The sequence below is a fragment of the Enterococcus sp. DIV1304_2 genome, from assembly GCF_050555445.1.
Lineage (GTDB): Bacteria > Bacillota > Bacilli > Lactobacillales > Enterococcaceae > Enterococcus_B > Enterococcus_B pernyi.
Map to the genome: position 1 here is coordinate 2,742,555 of NZ_CP187851.1, position 16,549 is coordinate 2,759,103.

Here is a 16,549-nt window from a genome sequence, read left to right on the forward strand (position 1 = left end):
TGGAGTAAATGTTTTTATCTGATGATTTTTTATTAACCAATCAATGGTCAAAAAAACTGTACCATTCATCTGCTGAAAAAATGCCGATCATCGACTATCACTGTCATCTATCACCAAAAGAAATTTATGAGAACAAACCTTTCACTAATTTGACAGAAGCCTGGTTGAGTGGCGATCATTATAAATGGCGTTTGATGCGAGCTTGCGGGGTTCCTGAAGAAAAAATCACTGGTCACGCCTCAGATTACGAAAAATTTTATGCTTGGTGTCAAACGGTGCCGAAAATCATAGGCAATCCTTTGTATACCTGGACACATCTTGAATTGAAACGTTTCTTCCAAATCGATTTACTGATCAATGAAGAAAACGCCCTTAACATTTGGGAACAAGCAAATAAACGTTTAGCTGAACCAGCGTTTCGGCGACGAGAGATGGCGAAAAATGCGAAGGTGACTGTCATTTGCACAACAGATGACCCCATCGACGAATTAGTTTATCACGAATTATTGGCAAAAGAAGAACCTGATCTCAAAGTATTACCAGCATTCCGTCCCGATGCTGCGTTAAATCTCACCCATGAGGGATTTTCTGAATGGTTGTCAAAATTGTCTCACGTAATTGGCAAACCAATCGCTGATTATACTTCTTTGATCACCGCATTGAGTCAAAGGATCGACTATTTCCATCAGCATGGCTGTCGCCTATCGGATCATGGATTAGATCGCTTGTCCTATCATACAGCTTCGGAAAATGAGCTTGAACAGATTTTCCAGAAAGCATTGACGAAAGAAACACTGACACAAACAGAAATTGATGCTTATCGAACGGAAACACTTAACCGGCTGATCACTTTGTATCATGCGCATGGTTGGACGATGCAGTTGCATCTCCATGCTTATCGTAACTGCAATACCCAAGCATTCACACGCTTAGGGCCAGATACTGGTTATGACGGGATCAACGATCAACCACTAACCAGCCACCTGCAAAAGTTACTCGATCATGCCGATCAAACCAATCAATTACCAAAGACGATCCTTTATTCACTCAATCCGAATGATTATCCCTTACTTCTTGCTCTGATGGGTTGCTTTCAAAAGGAAACCGCCGGAAAACTTCAACTCGGTTCTGGTTGGTGGTATAACGATACCCGAGCAGGCATGCGTGAACAGATGACACAACTTGCTGATGGCGGTGTTTTAGGAAATTTCGTCGGTATGTTGACGGATTCTCGCAGCTTTCTCTCTTATACACGACACGAGTATTTCCGACGTGTTCTCTGTGAGCTGATCGGTGAAATCGTGGAACGAGGTGAAGCGCCCGAAGACATCCATCTTTTAGGAACCTTAGTGGAAGATATCTGTTATACAAATGCGCGAAACTATTTCGGTTTTTTTGAGGAAGAAGAATGACTATGCAAACGATCCATATCGCAGGCGACTCCACTGCTTCGATCAAAAACATGACTGCTCGACCAGAAACCGGCTGGGGAGAAGTTCTTGGTAAATACTTCCAGCCTAAGATTCGGATAAACAATCAAGCAAAAAATGGCCGTAGTTCAAAATCATTCATTGAAGAAGGACGATTCACTCGCTTGAAAGAAGAATTTCAAGCGGGGGACTTTTTGCTGATCCAGTTTGGCCACAACGACCAAAAAATCACTGAAGCAAAAGGAACAGAACCATATGGTGGGTATATAGATGCACTTGCTATCTATGCACAAACAGCCTTATCCTCAAATGTACAGCCAATTTTCTTGACCCCCGTCACACGACGCCTTTACTTGAAAAATGGACAATTAGATCCGGACTGCTTAGGAGAATATCCAAAAGCAATGAGGCAATTCGCAGAAAAAAATAACTACCCCATTTTGGATGTTTTCACTCGTTCACAAGCAACTCTTCAACAGTATACGCAAGAAGAAACAAAAAAGTTCTACTTGCATTTACCAGTTGATACTTATGAAAATTATCCCTCAGGACTTTGTGACAACACCCATTTTAGTCCAGAAGGCGCTGCTTTAGTCGCTCAACTCGTCGTTGAACTACTAAAAGAAACTGATCTTCCATTAGTAAATTATCTTGATACTCCTCATATCTAAAACTTGATTCAAAGGATTTACAATTTTACCCAGACAAAGCAAAAGAGAGTGGGACATTAGTTATCTCCCACCACCTAAAACCGAATAAACGGCGAGAACAGAAGTAACCTCTTCGGAAATAAGGCGCCATCCACAAAAATTTGAAGAACAATTTTCGTGGATGGCGCCTTATTTCTCGAGGCTGAACACTTCTGTCTCGACCTCTTTTGCTTTGTCTATTAAATTAGGACTCAATGATACGATCAAAGGCTTTGTGTTCGATCATTATTCTTTTGTTTTTCCGCTAATGAAGGTCTTCTAGCCGTAATTGCCAAACTGACGCCCTCTTTTAATTTTTCAAACATAAAAAGATCTTTGTTTTCTACTTGTGGACTTTGGCGGATTTCTTGGAAGATCATTCGTTGGTCTTTCACTGTATAACGTGCATATTCGTGAATATAGCGATGAGTTACCATAAATGAAAGAAGAGCAAAAGGCGTGTGATTCTTTTGTTTTTCTGTTAACCGCTGATATATGACTCGATCCAGTTTTTCTGCCCAGATCAAACTGTTTTGATAATGCTCGAAATGCGTTTTTGTTGATACCCAACGAAAGTTTTTATCATAGGCCCATGACTCTTCGACAAGCTGATGTTTCATTTTTTTTAGTGTATGTAATAACTCTTTTGTTCGCTTATGTAGAATAAATTGATTGAAAAGAGCTAAATCAAAAGGTTTCGTAACATTCAAACCTTTAATAGGTGCGGTAATTTCGATCGTCATTTTTTTTCGCATAGGTTCACATCCTCTCGTTTGTTTATTGGTGTCTTTCTGCAACTTAATGATAACAAAGGATGATCCTCACCTTCCCATCACTTTTTCTTATCAAAGAAAAAGTTGTTTTACATAAAAAACTGGCATGAAATCCTTTAGAGGTTTCATGCCAGAGATTTATTTTACTGATGACTATTCGCTGTACAAGTCGCGTACTGGTGTCATGATGATACGGTTCAAATCATTGATGATCGTGCTGAATCCTTGTTCTTTTTGCATCAAGTCATTGATGACTTCTTCCGTTTGGATTTTCATTGCCATTTCTTGTGCTTTGGCAGCATCTTCATCGCTGAATTCTTGTCCGCTCATTTGTTTTTCTTGTAATTCGATTTGCATTGCTTGGAAATCTTTGAATAGTTGATGTGCTTCTTCATTCGCTTTTACTTTTGCATAAGCTTCTTCTAGCTCTTTGAATTCTTTTAGTTCACGAATCTCACGTTCGATTTGATTTGCACTATCATAAATATTTGACATACGACGGCCTCTTTTCTTCTATTTAATAAACTCTATTGTAACATGAGGTGATTCGTTTTCAAAGTGCCTACTCTCCTTGGAATCGACGCCATAGATCTCGTGTTGCATCACCGATACCTTGTACGCCTTCTCTCAGCATATCGCCAAAATTCCTTAGGCCATCTTTTGCTTGTTCGCCATAACGATCTAAATTGTCTTGCCAGTTCCCCTGATTCTCTTCATTGGTTTGTGAATTATCTGGCACTTGATCTGCTGGGACGACTTGACCACCGGTAGCATAAGCATCTGCCACATTGAATCTTGTTTGATCGGTGTAAGGCAAGATGCCTTCTGCTGCTGATTTGAAGACTTTCCCCACCACATTGCCACTTGTACCTTCTAAATAGTGAAGTTCACTCGTTTCTTCAAATCCCAACCAAGTAGATATGACTACGTCTGGTGTATATCCAACGATCCATTGGTCATTCGCTTTTGTTGCATCAAAATTCGTTTCTGTCGTTCCTGTTTTCCCTGCCACCGTATAACCATATGGATTCGCTGCAACACCCGTTCCATTAGAAAACGTACCTAGTAACATGCTAGTCATTTGGTTCGCCGTTTCTTCGGAAATGACCTGCTTTGGTTTACTGTTGGTATTATCAACGATGACTGCTCCAGTAGAGTCAACAATCTTGGTGATCAAATGCGGTGTATACATCTTCCCATTATTGGCAAATGAACCATAAGCCCCCGCCATAGTCATAGGAGATACCCCATTTTTCAAACCACCTAACGCTAACCCATAATACTTGTCTGAATCAGCTAAAGGTAAACCAAATTCTTTTGTCTTATCAAAGCCTTTTTGAAGACCGATCTCATGAAGTAACCACACAGCTGGTAAATTCAAGCTTTGAGCAACTGCTTGATACATCGGTACTTCCCCTTGATAGGTCCCATCAAAGTTGTGTGCATCATAATAAGATTGTGGTTTATCTTCAAGAATACTTGACGGTGTATAGCCAGCTTCTAACGCAGGTGCAAACACACTGAGTGGTTTGATTGATGAACCAGGCGAACGTTTCATCTGCGTTGCAAAATTGAATCCTCTAAAGACATGTTCCCCACGTCGACCAACGAGCGCTGCAACCCCTCCTGTTTTCGGATCTAGTGCAACTGAACCTGATTGGACCATGGCACCATCTGTCGCATTTGGAGGGAATAACGCATCATTTTGATAAGTCGCTTCTAGTTGTTGCTGATAATTCTGATTCAATGACGTATAGATTTTATAGCCTTTGTTCATGACATCTGCTTCATCTAAGCCATATTCACTAACAGCTTCATCAATCACTGCATCAAAATAATAAGGATAACGATAACCAGACTCCGAACCAGTATACGTATCATTCAAATAGTGTGTGATGTCCGTCTGAGACTCAGCAGTTGCTTGTTCTTCACTGATTTTACCATTGTCTGCCATCACGCTTAACACCGTATTTTTCCGATTATTGGCATTTTCTGGATGATCGATTGGGTTGTAGATACCAGGACCCTTCAACATCCCCGCTAACGTAGCAGCTTCAGACAGCGTGACATTGTTAGCATCCACTCCAAAATAGCGTCTCGATGCATCTTGTACACCCCAAACCCCATTACCAAAATAGGCATTGTTCAGATACATCGTTAAAATTTCTTCTTTGCTGTACTTCTTCTCGATCTCAATCGCTAGAAAAAGTTCTTTCGCTTTTCTGTCAAACGTTTGATCTAGTGTAAGATACGCATTTTTGGCTAACTGTTGGGTAATGGTACTTCCGCCACCCCCGCCTGTACCACCAGATGTGATCATCCTTACTGCTGCTCTGGCAATCCCTTTGATATCAAAACCAGGATGTTGATAAAAATTCCGGTCTTCGGTCGAGATAACGGCATCTTGGATCAGTGGAGAAATCGCATCTAACTCCACATAAGACCCTTTTTGTGCATACAACGTCCCCGCCTCTTCGTTGTTTTTATCATAAATCACGGTCGACTGACTCAAACCAGATTTCAGTGTTTCAACATTCGCTTGTTTTGCTAATACAAATAGATAAATACTCGTGATCAATACGAAGATCAGTCCGATCAGTAAAATCAACTTGTTGATATGATATTTTTTCCAAATGCGCTTACGCCATCGATGGAATTGTCCGAGGTAAGGCTTAATCCATCGCCAAAAACTGATGAGCGCAGTTTTTATTCTTCTTAACATGCTCTGAAAATCCATTCACTTCTTCTCCTGTCTATTGATCTCATTCTTCTCATTTTAACATAACTAATTATGCGTGACGTCCTGCTTGAGATGTAGGTGTACGCTTTGTTTATTCACAATGTGGATAGTTTAGCATATGAAGTGAAGGAATTTTTCCATTTTTTTCTTAAATATCTGTTAAAAATGTTACAATGAATCTGAATTTTAATGAAAGGTGTGAGCATGTGGACATCACAATCACGTTACCTGAATCTCATCCAACCATGACGATTCGAGAATTATTAGAAAATGAGTGGCTTGTACCAAGAAAAGTCCGACACTTTTTACGTATACGTAAAAACGTCTTATTGAATCGCGAACCTGTTTTATTCCATCGCGAAGCAAAAGCTGGAGATCAAATCACTTTGCACTTCGAGGAAACTGACTATAGTTACCAAGAGATCCAATTGGGGGAAGCAACAAAAGTCAGCGTGTTGTATGAGGATGAGCACTTGATCATCGTCAACAAACCAGTCGGTATCAAAACGCATCCGAATGAACCGACAGAAACGAATACGTTATTGAATCATCTGGCTGCTTACTTAGATCAAAAAAAGCAACGTCCATATGTCGTTCATCGATTAGACAAGGAAACGAGTGGAGCTGTTCTATTTGCTAAAAATCCTTTTATTTTACCTATTTTAGGTAGAATGTTGGAACAGAAAAAAATCTACCGCCGTTATCAAGCTGTTGTTTGGGGTAAACTTTCTCAAGATGTAACGATCACAGACAAAATCGGCAGAGATCGTCATGATCGTCGCAAACGAGTGGTTGATCCAAGAAATGGACAACCAGCCATCACACATGTTCAAGTCGCCGAAGTTTCGGCAGATAAAACAAAGGTCTATTGTGTCTTGGATACAGGACGAACCCACCAAATCCGTGTACATTTAGCAAATCAAGGACACCCCATTGTTGGTGACCCGCTCTATCAAACGAAGTCAGCGAAACGTTTGATGCTCCATGCGTTAGAACTCCATATGCCCCATCCATTTACACAAGAAAAAATCATTGCACGAGCATTGCCGGGATTATGGTAAACACTTGAAAATAGTCATAAACAAAATAACTGAGATTTGGGAACTTAACACGATCCCGATTCTCAGTTTTTTCCTGTTTCTATCAAAAATATGAATTGACAGTAAGCGCATACATACCAGACTTACATTAGTATGTATATAAAAAATATCAAGGAGATCATTCATATGAATATTGAAATAACTAACCTTTCGTCCCAAATTGCTGTAGCAACCAAAGCGACTGCTGTTACTATGGAGAACATGACCGCTACAATAGATACTGGCTATGAAAAATTGATGCACGCTGTTGCTGAACAAGGTGCCCAACTGATTGGCGCCCCCTACTGCGCTTACCTGAATAGCAATGAAGACTTTACCGTCTTTGATATCGAATTAGGGATTCCGATCAATACGGAGATTTCTGCAAATGATGAGGTGTATATGAGTCAAACATACGGTGGAAAAGCCGTAATCGCCACACATCAAGGTTCTTACGCCACACTTGAGGCAACATACGAGGCAATGCTGGTTTATCTCCAAGAAAATCATTTGGAAAGTACGGGCATTTATTATGATTACTATCTAAGTAATCCGCTTGACACACCGGAAGACCAATTATTGACACAAGTTGTTTTTCCAATCAATTAAGTTCGGATTCATGTTGCTCCAAACTAGTCTCATTTGCAACGATTATTTCTTGTAAATAATGCTTCTATGACCAATAGCAAATATTTCAATTATAATTTCAGAGTCAATTATATTTGCTAGTATGCGATAATTCCCAATGCGGTACCGCCACTCACCACCTCGATTTCCCGTCAATCCTTTACCGTGTTGACGAGGGGTGCTGGTTCCTTCCAAATTTTTTCTAATCCAAGCAACGATTATTCTTGCCTGATTTCGATCCATCTTTCTTAACTGCTTCTGCGCTTGAGGCATATAGATAACTTTATACTTCATCTAGCAACTTCTCCATGTCAGACTGAGAAATCCCCTTCTCTTTTTTCTTTTTAGAAAGTGCCATTGCATCTTTTAATAATTTTAAATCAATCTCATCTTCGATTTTATCAAGAACTGACGTCCTGTAAAGTTCCGTCAATGATGAGTTATGTGCTTTAGCATATTCTGCTACTAGTTCTTTTTCATCATCTGGAATTCTAAATGTAATTGTGGATTGTCCCATAATCTATCCCTCCGCTCTAATTTGTAACAACATCGTACTAAAAATACATCTTTTTGTCAATACAACGTTAGTACGTGATATAGAGAATAAAAAAGAACGGCTACCAATAATGACAGTCGTTCTCTATACCTATTTTTATTCAAGTTTCCATCTAAAAATTAAAAGTCGCTATTTTCTTCTTAGATTTATGCAAATTCGTTTCCTTCTCGATGTGCTTTTTCCGCTAAAAGTAAGCTTCCGATAATCCCACTCTCATTTGGCATTCCCCATTGAACAATATACTCCTCGACTGGAGGTGTTTCCATGTAACTAGCCATCAATGTCGTAAATTGTTCTCTCACTTTTTGCAGTAAGTGTGCTTGGTTCATGACACCACCGCCTAAAATGATTTTTTCTGGTGCTAGTGTCAACGTATAATTGACTAATGCTTGGGCAAGATAATATGCTTGGATATCCCAGACAGGATGATCCTCAGGTAAATTTTGTCCCTTGATTCCTGTACGTGCTTCGATCGATGGTCCAGCCGCTAATCCTTCTAAACAGTCTTTATGGAAAGGACAAGTTCCTTCGTAGTCGTCTTCTGGATGACGTTTGACCATGATGTGTCCCATTTCCGGATGCGCACTCCCAGAAAGAATATCGCTATTCAACACAACTCCGCCACCAATGCCTGTGCCGACAGTCAAGTAGATGCAACTGTTTTTCCCTTGCGCCGCTCCTTTCAACAATTCACCATATGCCGCAGCATTGACGTCAGTTGTCCATGCCAAAGGAACGTCGTATCGTTGTTTGATGCTTCCTAAGAAATCAAAATCTCGCCATCCTTGTTTAGGCGTAGCTAAGACATAGCCATAGCGATCATTCGTTGGATCAATACCGATTGGACCAAAGGAACCGATTCCAATTGCTTCTAATTCAAAGCGATCAAAGAAATCAAACACTAACGCCAATGTTTCCTCTGGTAAAGTTGTCGGTACACTGATTTTTTCAATGATTTCTCCCTGATCTGATACTGCACAAATAAATTTTGTTCCACCTGCTTCTATTCCACCATACATCAATTATTCCTCCTCAAAGCCGACTGTCCGAATCTCATAAGGCTGGAGCATTTCGTCAATCGTCTCTTGACATTCTTCTTCAAGGAGATTCAACGGTTTGCCTTTTTTGCCATTTTTCGTCAAATGCAACGATTCTAAATGACTAGACATATTGAATCCTCTCGCTACTAGTTTATCATTAAGTTTGCTTCGTTTCAAAGCAGTAATTGCAAACGTTTCCCCTTCGATTGATAAATATTGGTTTTTCGGTGATAGTTTGCCTACTTGAATGGACAATTGCTTTGTCGAAAATGGAATTTGAGCTGCATAAGCATGTTTGTATGTGGCAAATTTATCTTTTCCGGAGTGAACCTCTAAACTGTAATCGAATTGGTGAACACCTAAACACTGTGCCTCCGGTGTCGGGAAATAACCCCAGTCGCCCATCTCACCGACGCAACGCAGTAATGTCACCGCAATGGTTTTTCCATCCAAGATTTCATATTCATTCAAACCAAAATTACCAATCGTTATTCCTTGGGTTGCATCGCCTAATTGGACAAAGGCATGTTGATGCTGGGGATTGGTCGGGTTCTCCCAACTTGCAGAGACTTGATTTGGACGAGCTACGACTTCAAAAATACTATCTGCTTCGTGTTGTTCCACATGTAACTTCGTTGGGAATAAGACACGTAAGCGATGATCTTTCATCTGATTGTCGATGGTTGTTGTAAAATCGATCTTTTTGCTCTCTGCACGCAACGTAATCAGTGTTGTGATTGTCAGTGGCTTTGTTTCTTTTGAGCGTTGGGCTTGTCTAAAGCGGAACTCTCGTACCATTTGTTGCTCTTTTTCTAACCGATCATCTGCAGAAATAGGGATGTCAATGGTTTGAGTTAGTTTGATTTGAGCGATTTCAGATGTATCCTGGATGATCTCAACAGTACTTCTCGGTTGGTCTTTTGAAAGAATCGCTTGTTCATTCTCTGGTTGCTTGAAGATATATTCGTTACCGATGTCACCGACGTCTTCAAATGTCAATAACTCTTCAAATTCTTGCCCGGTCGTTTTATCCAATAAGGTCAATGTCCCATTTTTCTCAATGGATACATGCACAAATTGATTTTCAATACAGCGTCCTGCTTGAGTAATCATCGACTCTTGTTTTTCATCCGTTGCTCCTTCAACTAAAGCGAATGTTTCCCATGAAAATGCAGGCATTTCATCAATTGGTAGCTCAATCGTGACATATCTTGCCATATATGGCACTCTAAAGCGATCTTTCGGTAAATCATAGCCAAATGATACAACTTCTTCAGAAACCAAAGCTGGGATCTGTTTTTTTTCAGACGTTTCAACATGGTAGTATTTCTTAGGTTGTTCCGCCAATTCTTGATATAGCTCCTCTGGAATCCCTTCTGCAAATCGTTTTCGTTCCAACTCTAAAGTGATTACGGCTGACCCTGTTTTGGGCATTCCTGCTGTATTGAAAATAACAAAAGGATAGCTTTGCTTCGAAAATCCATTGGTATCAATAGCTGTTGCCAGTTGATCCAATGCTTCTTGTGCTAAAAATCTCCCCACTTCATTGGCTTTTTCAAAACGCGGAATCATTTCTCGATGAACGGAGTCAACTGAGCATCCGCAAATGCTATCATGAGGATGATTTTGCATCAGTGTTTTCCAAGCGTAATCTAATTGATCGTGCGGATACTTTCCTGTCACTTCATAAGCCATCGTTGCTAAAGGTTCTGTGACATTTTCAAGTTGACGTTGTACTTTTGTGTTCCACTGTTTGAGGTAAACTCTCGCAGAAGCTGTATTGGCTAACGTATACCAGCCATCGGTTTCTTGACTCGTCAATTCTCCTTCAACTGCGCCAAGATCCTGAGGAAGATCCTGTTGTACCGTTTCTAGATAATCCGTAAAATTGGAATGAATAAATTCATAGTCAGGATACAATTCATTGGCTAATTGAATTGCCTTTGATATATCTTTTTGTACAGGTTGATGATCCACTCCATTCATCATCAATAAATGGTTGGTTGACGCATATTGCTCGGCATCTGCTAACTTCTGATCCCAAAAACGAATCGCAGCTTCTTTCTCAGCTGGAATCTCATTTCCGTTACTGTACCAGTTGGCAAACAATAACCCAAAGATCTCCGTTTGATCAGGGCCTTTCCACCACATCTCAGAATATTGTGACGAATAGTTCTCAGCTTCTAGTACTTGATTATCAAAGCCTATCGGTTTCACCCCACGACCAAACGCAGCAGCTTCAAGTCCTACTTGCTTCATCATTTGTGGCGTTTGTCCCATATTGCCAAAAGTATCAGGGAAATAACCTAGCATGACCGGCGTTCCCCATTTGCGACTTTCTTCCATACCGATCAACATATTCCGAACATTTGACTCTGAGCTAATTAAAAAATCATCCTGTAAAATATAAAATGGTCCAATCCGTAATTTTCCTGCATCGATGGCTTGTTGGATTGCTTCTCTTTTTTCAGGTCGTACTTGTAGATAGTCATCTAAAATAATGGTCTGTCCATCTAAATGAAAGCTGTTGAAGTCTGGATCAGTTTCAAACAGCTCCAACAAATCATCCATTAACTCCACTAATCGCATGTGATGTTGCTCATATGCCATGTACCACTCACGATCCCAATGGCTATGAGAAATGATATACACTTTTTTCTTCATATCTATTCTCCTCCTTATTTTTCCACTCGGATATCAAAGTAATCCATGACTAATTCACAAAACATCATGTTTGCCCAAGAAAACCATTCTCTTGTGTAGTTTTGCGGATTGTTCACATCAAAACCTTCATGCATCAAGTGTGTCCCTGCATCGGTCGCTACTAGTAAATCAAGGATTCGTTCTTTTTCTTGTTTGTCTTCTGTCGTCATTCCTTCCATCGCTAGGGCGATTGGCCAAATATAATTCTCGGGCGTATGCGAAGAACCAATTCCTTTTGCATACTTCCCTTCATAAAAGTAAGGGTTCTCTTTACTTAACAAAGTGTTTCGCGTATTTATATAGTGTTCATCTGTACTGGAGCAATAACCCAAATAAGGTGCTGAAATCAAATTAGGCACATTGCTATCGTCCATTAATGAGGCATTCCCTAAGCCGTCTACTTCATACGCATAAATCGTTTCACCTTGTTGATTTTCGATTTTTCCATAGGTGGCAATCCCCTCTTGGATGGCTGTTTTTAAGTCGTTTGCTTTTGTAACGATTTCTTGGTCTTCAAGAATTGAGGTGAAAATCTCTTCCACATATCCTAGAATAACTACAGCAAACATATTGGATGGGACAAGATAGCCATATTGACAGGCATCATCGCTCGGACGAAATCCTGACCAAGTCATACCCGTGGGCGCAATCGCCGATCCACGTCCCTCGTTGACTAACGTATCTTCTTTTCTTGTGGTGTCTCTTGTAAAGGTGTAAGGCGATTGTCGATGGTCTTGTTCTACTTGAAAAACTTCTAAGATTTTTTGAATCCCCTCAATAAATGAGTGGTCAAATTGATCTGTACGTCCGGTATTCTTGTAAAGTAAATAAGCTAGTTGAACAGGGTAGCATAAAGAATCGACTTCATATTTTCTTTCCCAGATCCAATCGTTCATTTGAGTGTGATCGGTTTGATGCCCTGCGCCATTTGCTTGTTCATTGAACGCATTTGCATATGGATCGATCGTGATATAGTAAAATTGCTTTTTGACTAACCCACTGATCATGTCAGCTAAATCTTCATCCTCTTTCGCAATCACTAAATAAGGACGAACCTGCGCGGTGGAATCACGTAACCACATTGCAGGGATATCTCCTGTGAGTAGAAAAGTTGTCCCATCCTCTTGCCGTTTGACTGTGGTCAACAACGTATTCGCAAAGGCCGAAGAAAAATTCTTAGCCCAATCTGCATGCTCTTCTCCACATTTTTGTATGATGTCATCCATAAATCGCTTCACTGAATTAGGTATATCTTTATAAGCCATATTATATAAACTCCCTTTTATTTGATATGTCATTATGGATTATACCTGCTCACGCTATAAATGTCTACGCTTTCAATAAACTTTTTTCTATTTACTTTTTCAAGTATTATGCTATGATTTAATTATGATATATCATTAAGAGGTGTAATTATGGATCAACCATTATATAAAACAATATTTTTAGCGCTAGAAAAAGCAATACATGATGGAACTTTACCTGTCGACAGTCAAGTTCCCACTGAAAAAGAACTATCCCAACAATACAATGTTAGTCGGATCACGTCCAAACGGGCATTGACAGAATTAGAACAACTAGGATTGATTTATCGTGTACGCGGAAAAGGAAGTTTTGTTAAAGCTCCCAAAAAAGGTGTTCCTTCACGTAGTCTCTCTACTCATAAAAGAATCTTATTTCTTTTGCCTTACTTGTCTGATTTATCCGTGGGTGACTTTACTCAGGGCTTGAATCCAATCATGCAAGAACATCAATTCGAGGTCATGATGACGACTTTAGATTTTTTAGAAACAAAGACAGCCAATGATTTGATGCAAGAATTTGATGGCTTGATTTATTATGCTTTTGAAACAGATCAACATCTTGACTTGCTTTTTGAGCTTTCCTTAAAAGACTTTCCAGTACTCATGCTAGATAAAAAAATATATGAGTTACCTTTTCCAACTGTCTTATCGGATAACTTTCAAGGTGGTTCTTTAGCAACCAATCAACTGATTGAACAAGGTCACAAAAAAATCGCTTATCTTTTTGGTGATTTATCCCATCCACAATCCGTGAGACAACGCTATCTCGGTTATCTTGAAGCACTGAATAAAGCAGAATTATCGTTCCATACTGCATTAAATGATCCAATGGCGACCACTAATGAATTAGCTAACTATATTCATACACATAACGTTACAGCATTTGTTTGCGAGAATGACTTAGTTGCAATTCAAGCAATGACTACGTTAAAACAATTGGGTTACACCATTCCCAATGATTTTTCCGTCATTGGGTTCGATGATATCCAAGCTGCTGCTTTGGTTGATCCGCCTTTAACAACGATTGCCCAAGATTTTCTCCAATTAGGCGAATTGGCGGGCAAAGCGATGATCCAGTGGTTACAAACAAAAGAAAAACCGGCTGACATCAAACATCCTGTTACTTTGATCCAACGACTATCGACAAAGGAGTATACACATGGACATTCAACAAATTGATACACGTCATGGCACTGCGAATCAAGCCAACTTTTCTAATGGGAATTGCCTGCCTTATACAGGCGTTCCTTTTGGTATGAACTATTTTGCCCCACAGACAAATGAACAAAGAGGTAGTTGGTGGTTTCACCCCGATGACCGGATTTTCCAAGGCTATCGTTTGACTCATCAACCTAGTCCTTGGATGGGGGATTTCAGCCACTTTTTGATGACTCCGTTCAGTGGAGTATTACAAGAACCCACGGTGTTCCATGCCCAAAGTTCGTATCGCCCAGAAGAATGTACTTTTTGTCCCACCCACCTTTCCATTGACCAATTGCGTTACGGTATTCAATCGACATTGATCCCTAGTATGTATGGCGGCATCCTTTCCATCACTTACCAACAAAATGATAGCGGTTTATTACTAGCATTTCCTGGCCGTTTCCGTCTTACTGCAAAAGATGCCTACACACTAGAAGGCCAAGTCACTCATTTTGCGGGCGCAGAAGATCCGAATTTCACTTTTTATTTTGTTTTGGGCTTCGAACAGCCTCTGACAACTAGTGAACTCGAGTATTCTAGCGAAAAAGCAGACACTGTAACTCTTAATTTTGGTCATATCAAGCAACAGACGATTCGGCTAGGGACGTCATTCATCAGTAATGAGCAAGCTCACCACAATTTGAAACAAGAGCAAGAAAAACAAGAAAAAGACTATCTTTTAGACAGTCGGGAGCAATGGCAAAACTACTTTGATCGAATCAAAATCAACCATCATGATCAAAAACAAACGCAAACGTTCTATCACAATTTATATCGGACATTCCTATTCCCACAAACCTTTTACGAAATTGATCCAGAAGGAAAAAAAATCCATTATGATACCACTAGTTGTACAGTAAAAAATGGGATTCTTTATACAAATAATGGGTTTTGGGATACGTACAAAACGGTTTACCCACTCTTTTCATTGATTGCGGTCGAAAAATATGAAGAGATGTTGGAAGGTTTTTTAAACAGTTATCGAGAAACTGGCTTCTTACCTAAATGGCTTTCTCCAGATGAACGAGGTCTCATGCCTGGAACATTGATCGATGCAGTGATCGCTGATGCTGCCATCAAAGGTATCGGCAGTCAGAATATGCCGGAATTTTTAGAAGCCATGAAAAAAGGAGCGACAGTTCAAAGTGATCAACAAAATTATGGTCGCCAAGGGACAATCGATTATTTAAAGTATGGCTACGTGCCAAACCATTACCATGAATCGATCAATCACACACTTGATTATGCCTACAGTGATTTTTGTATCAGTCAAGTTGCTCAAACACTAGCTGATGTTGAAACAACTCGTCACTATCAGCAACAATCCATGAACTATCGCAATGTTTTTGATACAGAAACTGGTTTTATGCGTTCAAAAGACCTGTCTGGACAATTCCGTCCTGATTTCTCCCCTACTTCTTGGGGCACAGATTATGCAGAAGGAAGCGCATGGCAAAGTAGTTTTGCTGTTTTCCATGACTTTGCAGGACTGATCGAAGCGCATGGTGGAAAACAAGCTTTTGAGAACAAATTAGTTGAATTATGTAATCAACCGCCTAAGTTTGAAGTCGGTGGTTATAGTTTTGAGATCCATGAGATGAGCGAAATGGCTGCGATTGAATTTGGGCAATTAGCTATATCCAATCAACCAAGTTTTCACTACCCTTATCTTTTCCATTACCTTGGGAAACCCGAAATGGCACAACCTTTGATCAAACAATTACTTACGCAACTTTTCGATGCATCATCCACTGGCTATCCTGGTGATGAGGACAATGGTAGTATGGCTGCTTGGTATATCTTTAACAGTTTAGGTTTTTATCCGGTTACACCTGGAACCGGTGAGTATGTCATTGGTATCCCACTGTTTGATCAAGTGATCTTAACACTTTCAAACGGCAATCAATTGACTATCCATGCTACGCCTAATCAGCCCCAACAACAGTTTATTCACCATGTAAGTCGAGATGGCTACACTTATGAAAAGCTATATTTTACTCATAAAGATTTACTAAACGGTGGCACGATCAACTACCATTTAGGTATTGTTCCTCATACTAAAACTTATTCAGAGGATAGTTTGCCTTATTCTTTAAGTCGCCAAGAATAATATCAGTGGTTCAGCTAGAAAAGAAGCATGGTTAAGGAAGCTTCTACCCCAGTGCTTACTCTTTAGTTAATTCCATTTGCCATCCGCTTCAGCACTAATTTTAGAGAATGTGCGACTCCATTAGGACTTTATTGAATGATTGATTTTACTCATGACTCGTTGTTTACAGATGACTCGTTGAGATGCTATACTAAAGAAAAGAAGCGATGCGCTAACATCGCTCCAATGTAGCCGTTTTGTGGTAGCATGTTTTGAGCTAAAATAAACCCGTCAACTTCGCTAAAAGTTTATGACG

The 16,549-nt window shown here is 39.9% G+C and carries 14 protein-coding genes; 6 read left to right on the forward strand and 8 right to left on the reverse strand.

Annotated features, from left to right (window positions below; genetic code table 11):
• Positions 1-8 precede the first annotated feature (8 nt).
• Both uxaC and IGJ14_RS12685 read left to right on the forward strand, forming a co-directional pair.
• Entirely contained in the window at positions 9-1,412 is a 1,404-nt protein-coding gene (uxaC, locus tag IGJ14_RS12680) for a glucuronate isomerase (RefSeq protein WP_019723055.1), read from the forward strand.
• A gap of 2 nt (positions 1,413-1,414) precedes the next feature.
• Positions 1,415-2,101, forward strand: coding sequence for a rhamnogalacturonan acetylesterase (locus IGJ14_RS12685; RefSeq protein WP_029594013.1), 687 nt, complete (start codon positions 1,415-1,417; stop codon positions 2,099-2,101).
• A 242-nt stretch (positions 2,102-2,343) separates the two neighbouring features.
• Here IGJ14_RS12685 and IGJ14_RS12690 read toward each other — a convergent pair whose 3' ends face one another.
• The 3 genes from IGJ14_RS12690 to IGJ14_RS12700 all read right to left on the reverse strand — a co-directional run bounded on the left by IGJ14_RS12690 (position 2,344) and on the right by IGJ14_RS12700 (position 5,629).
• Entirely contained in the window at positions 2,344-2,874 is a 531-nt protein-coding gene (locus tag IGJ14_RS12690; protein WP_019723053.1) for a hypothetical protein, read from the reverse strand.
• Positions 2,875-3,045: 171 nt separating this feature from the next.
• Positions 3,046-3,387: a YlbF family regulator gene (locus tag IGJ14_RS12695; RefSeq protein ID WP_019723052.1), complete on the reverse strand. Its 342-nt coding sequence runs from the start codon at positions 3,385-3,387 to the stop codon at positions 3,046-3,048.
• Positions 3,388-3,454: 67 nt separating this feature from the next.
• Positions 3,455-5,629: a PBP1A family penicillin-binding protein gene (locus IGJ14_RS12700; RefSeq protein WP_019723051.1), complete on the reverse strand. Its 2,175-nt coding sequence runs from the start codon at positions 5,627-5,629 to the stop codon at positions 3,455-3,457.
• Between the two features lie 209 nt (positions 5,630-5,838).
• Here IGJ14_RS12700 and IGJ14_RS12705 point away from each other — a divergent pair, with 209 nt between their 5' ends.
• Together IGJ14_RS12705 and IGJ14_RS12710 are read left to right on the forward strand one after the other, a co-directional pair.
• A complete protein-coding gene (locus IGJ14_RS12705; protein ID WP_019723050.1) occupies positions 5,839-6,693 on the forward strand; it encodes an RluA family pseudouridine synthase in 855 nt (284 codons plus the stop codon).
• Between the two features lie 165 nt (positions 6,694-6,858).
• A complete protein-coding gene (locus tag IGJ14_RS12710; RefSeq protein ID WP_019723049.1) occupies positions 6,859-7,320 on the forward strand; it encodes a GyrI-like domain-containing protein in 462 nt (153 codons plus the stop codon).
• 42 nt (positions 7,321-7,362) lie between these two features.
• Here the strand turns inward: IGJ14_RS12710 and IGJ14_RS12715 are convergent, their stop codons facing one another.
• From IGJ14_RS12715 to IGJ14_RS12735, 5 genes are all read right to left on the reverse strand, one after another.
• Complete coding sequence (locus IGJ14_RS12715; protein ID WP_019723048.1) at positions 7,363-7,632, reverse strand: type II toxin-antitoxin system RelE family toxin; 270 nt, start codon at positions 7,630-7,632, stop codon at positions 7,363-7,365.
• Entirely contained in the window at positions 7,622-7,855 is a 234-nt protein-coding gene (relB, locus tag IGJ14_RS12720) for a type II toxin-antitoxin system RelB family antitoxin (RefSeq protein ID WP_019723047.1), read from the reverse strand. The genes IGJ14_RS12715 and relB overlap by 11 nt, the downstream gene beginning before the upstream one ends.
• 185 nt (positions 7,856-8,040) lie before the next feature.
• Positions 8,041-8,913: an ROK family protein gene (locus IGJ14_RS12725; RefSeq protein ID WP_019723046.1), complete on the reverse strand. Its 873-nt coding sequence runs from the start codon at positions 8,911-8,913 to the stop codon at positions 8,041-8,043.
• 3 nt (positions 8,914-8,916) lie between these two features.
• Entirely contained in the window at positions 8,917-11,598 is a 2,682-nt protein-coding gene (locus tag IGJ14_RS12730) for an alpha-mannosidase (protein ID WP_019723045.1), read from the reverse strand.
• Positions 11,599-11,612: 14 nt separating this feature from the next.
• Positions 11,613-12,902 (reverse strand): glycoside hydrolase family 125 protein, encoded by a 1,290-nt coding sequence (locus tag IGJ14_RS12735; RefSeq protein WP_066025650.1) that lies wholly within the window; start codon positions 12,900-12,902, stop codon positions 11,613-11,615.
• 150 nt (positions 12,903-13,052) lie between these two features.
• On the opposite strand from IGJ14_RS12735, the gene IGJ14_RS12740 reads away from it, so the two are divergent.
• Together IGJ14_RS12740 and IGJ14_RS12745 are read left to right on the forward strand one after the other, a co-directional pair.
• Positions 13,053-14,120 carry a GntR family transcriptional regulator gene (locus IGJ14_RS12740; protein ID WP_019724457.1) on the forward strand — a complete coding sequence of 356 codons (1,068 nt, stop codon included), beginning with the start codon at positions 13,053-13,055 and terminating at the stop codon, positions 14,118-14,120.
• The gene (locus tag IGJ14_RS12745) at positions 14,101-16,254 is read left to right on the forward strand and encodes a GH92 family glycosyl hydrolase (protein ID WP_195476082.1); all 2,154 of its coding nucleotides are present in this window, start codon (positions 14,101-14,103) and stop codon (positions 16,252-16,254) included. Before IGJ14_RS12740 ends, IGJ14_RS12745 begins: the two co-directional genes overlap by 20 nt.
• Positions 16,255-16,549: the final 295 nt, after the last annotated feature.

What these genes read in the sequence shown, in the direction of transcription:
- IGJ14_RS12730 (WP_019723045.1), bottom strand. Translation starts at nt 11,598, where the DNA reads ATGAAGAAAAAAGTGTATATCATTTCTCATAGCCATTGGGATCGTGAG.
- uxaC (WP_019723055.1), top strand. Translation starts at nt 9, where the DNA reads ATGTTTTTATCTGATGATTTTTTATTAACCAATCAATGGTCAAAAAAA.
- IGJ14_RS12745 (WP_195476082.1), top strand. Translation starts at nt 14,101, where the DNA reads ATGGACATTCAACAAATTGATACACGTCATGGCACTGCGAATCAAGCC.
- IGJ14_RS12695 (WP_019723052.1), bottom strand. Translation starts at nt 3,387, where the DNA reads ATGTCAAATATTTATGATAGTGCAAATCAAATCGAACGTGAGATTCGT.
- IGJ14_RS12710 (WP_019723049.1), top strand. Translation starts at nt 6,859, where the DNA reads ATGAATATTGAAATAACTAACCTTTCGTCCCAAATTGCTGTAGCAACC.
- IGJ14_RS12715 (WP_019723048.1), bottom strand. Translation starts at nt 7,632, where the DNA reads ATGAAGTATAAAGTTATCTATATGCCTCAAGCGCAGAAGCAGTTAAGA.
- IGJ14_RS12740 (WP_019724457.1), top strand. Translation starts at nt 13,053, where the DNA reads ATGGATCAACCATTATATAAAACAATATTTTTAGCGCTAGAAAAAGCA.
- IGJ14_RS12700 (WP_019723051.1), bottom strand. Translation starts at nt 5,629, where the DNA reads ATGGATTTTCAGAGCATGTTAAGAAGAATAAAAACTGCGCTCATCAGT.
- IGJ14_RS12725 (WP_019723046.1), bottom strand. Translation starts at nt 8,913, where the DNA reads ATGTATGGTGGAATAGAAGCAGGTGGAACAAAATTTATTTGTGCAGTA.
- relB (WP_019723047.1), bottom strand. Translation starts at nt 7,855, where the DNA reads ATGGGACAATCCACAATTACATTTAGAATTCCAGATGATGAAAAAGAA.
- IGJ14_RS12735 (WP_066025650.1), bottom strand. Translation starts at nt 12,902, where the DNA reads ATGGCTTATAAAGATATACCTAATTCAGTGAAGCGATTTATGGATGAC.
- IGJ14_RS12685 (WP_029594013.1), top strand. Translation starts at nt 1,415, where the DNA reads ATGCAAACGATCCATATCGCAGGCGACTCCACTGCTTCGATCAAAAAC.
- IGJ14_RS12690 (WP_019723053.1), bottom strand. Translation starts at nt 2,874, where the DNA reads ATGCGAAAAAAAATGACGATCGAAATTACCGCACCTATTAAAGGTTTG.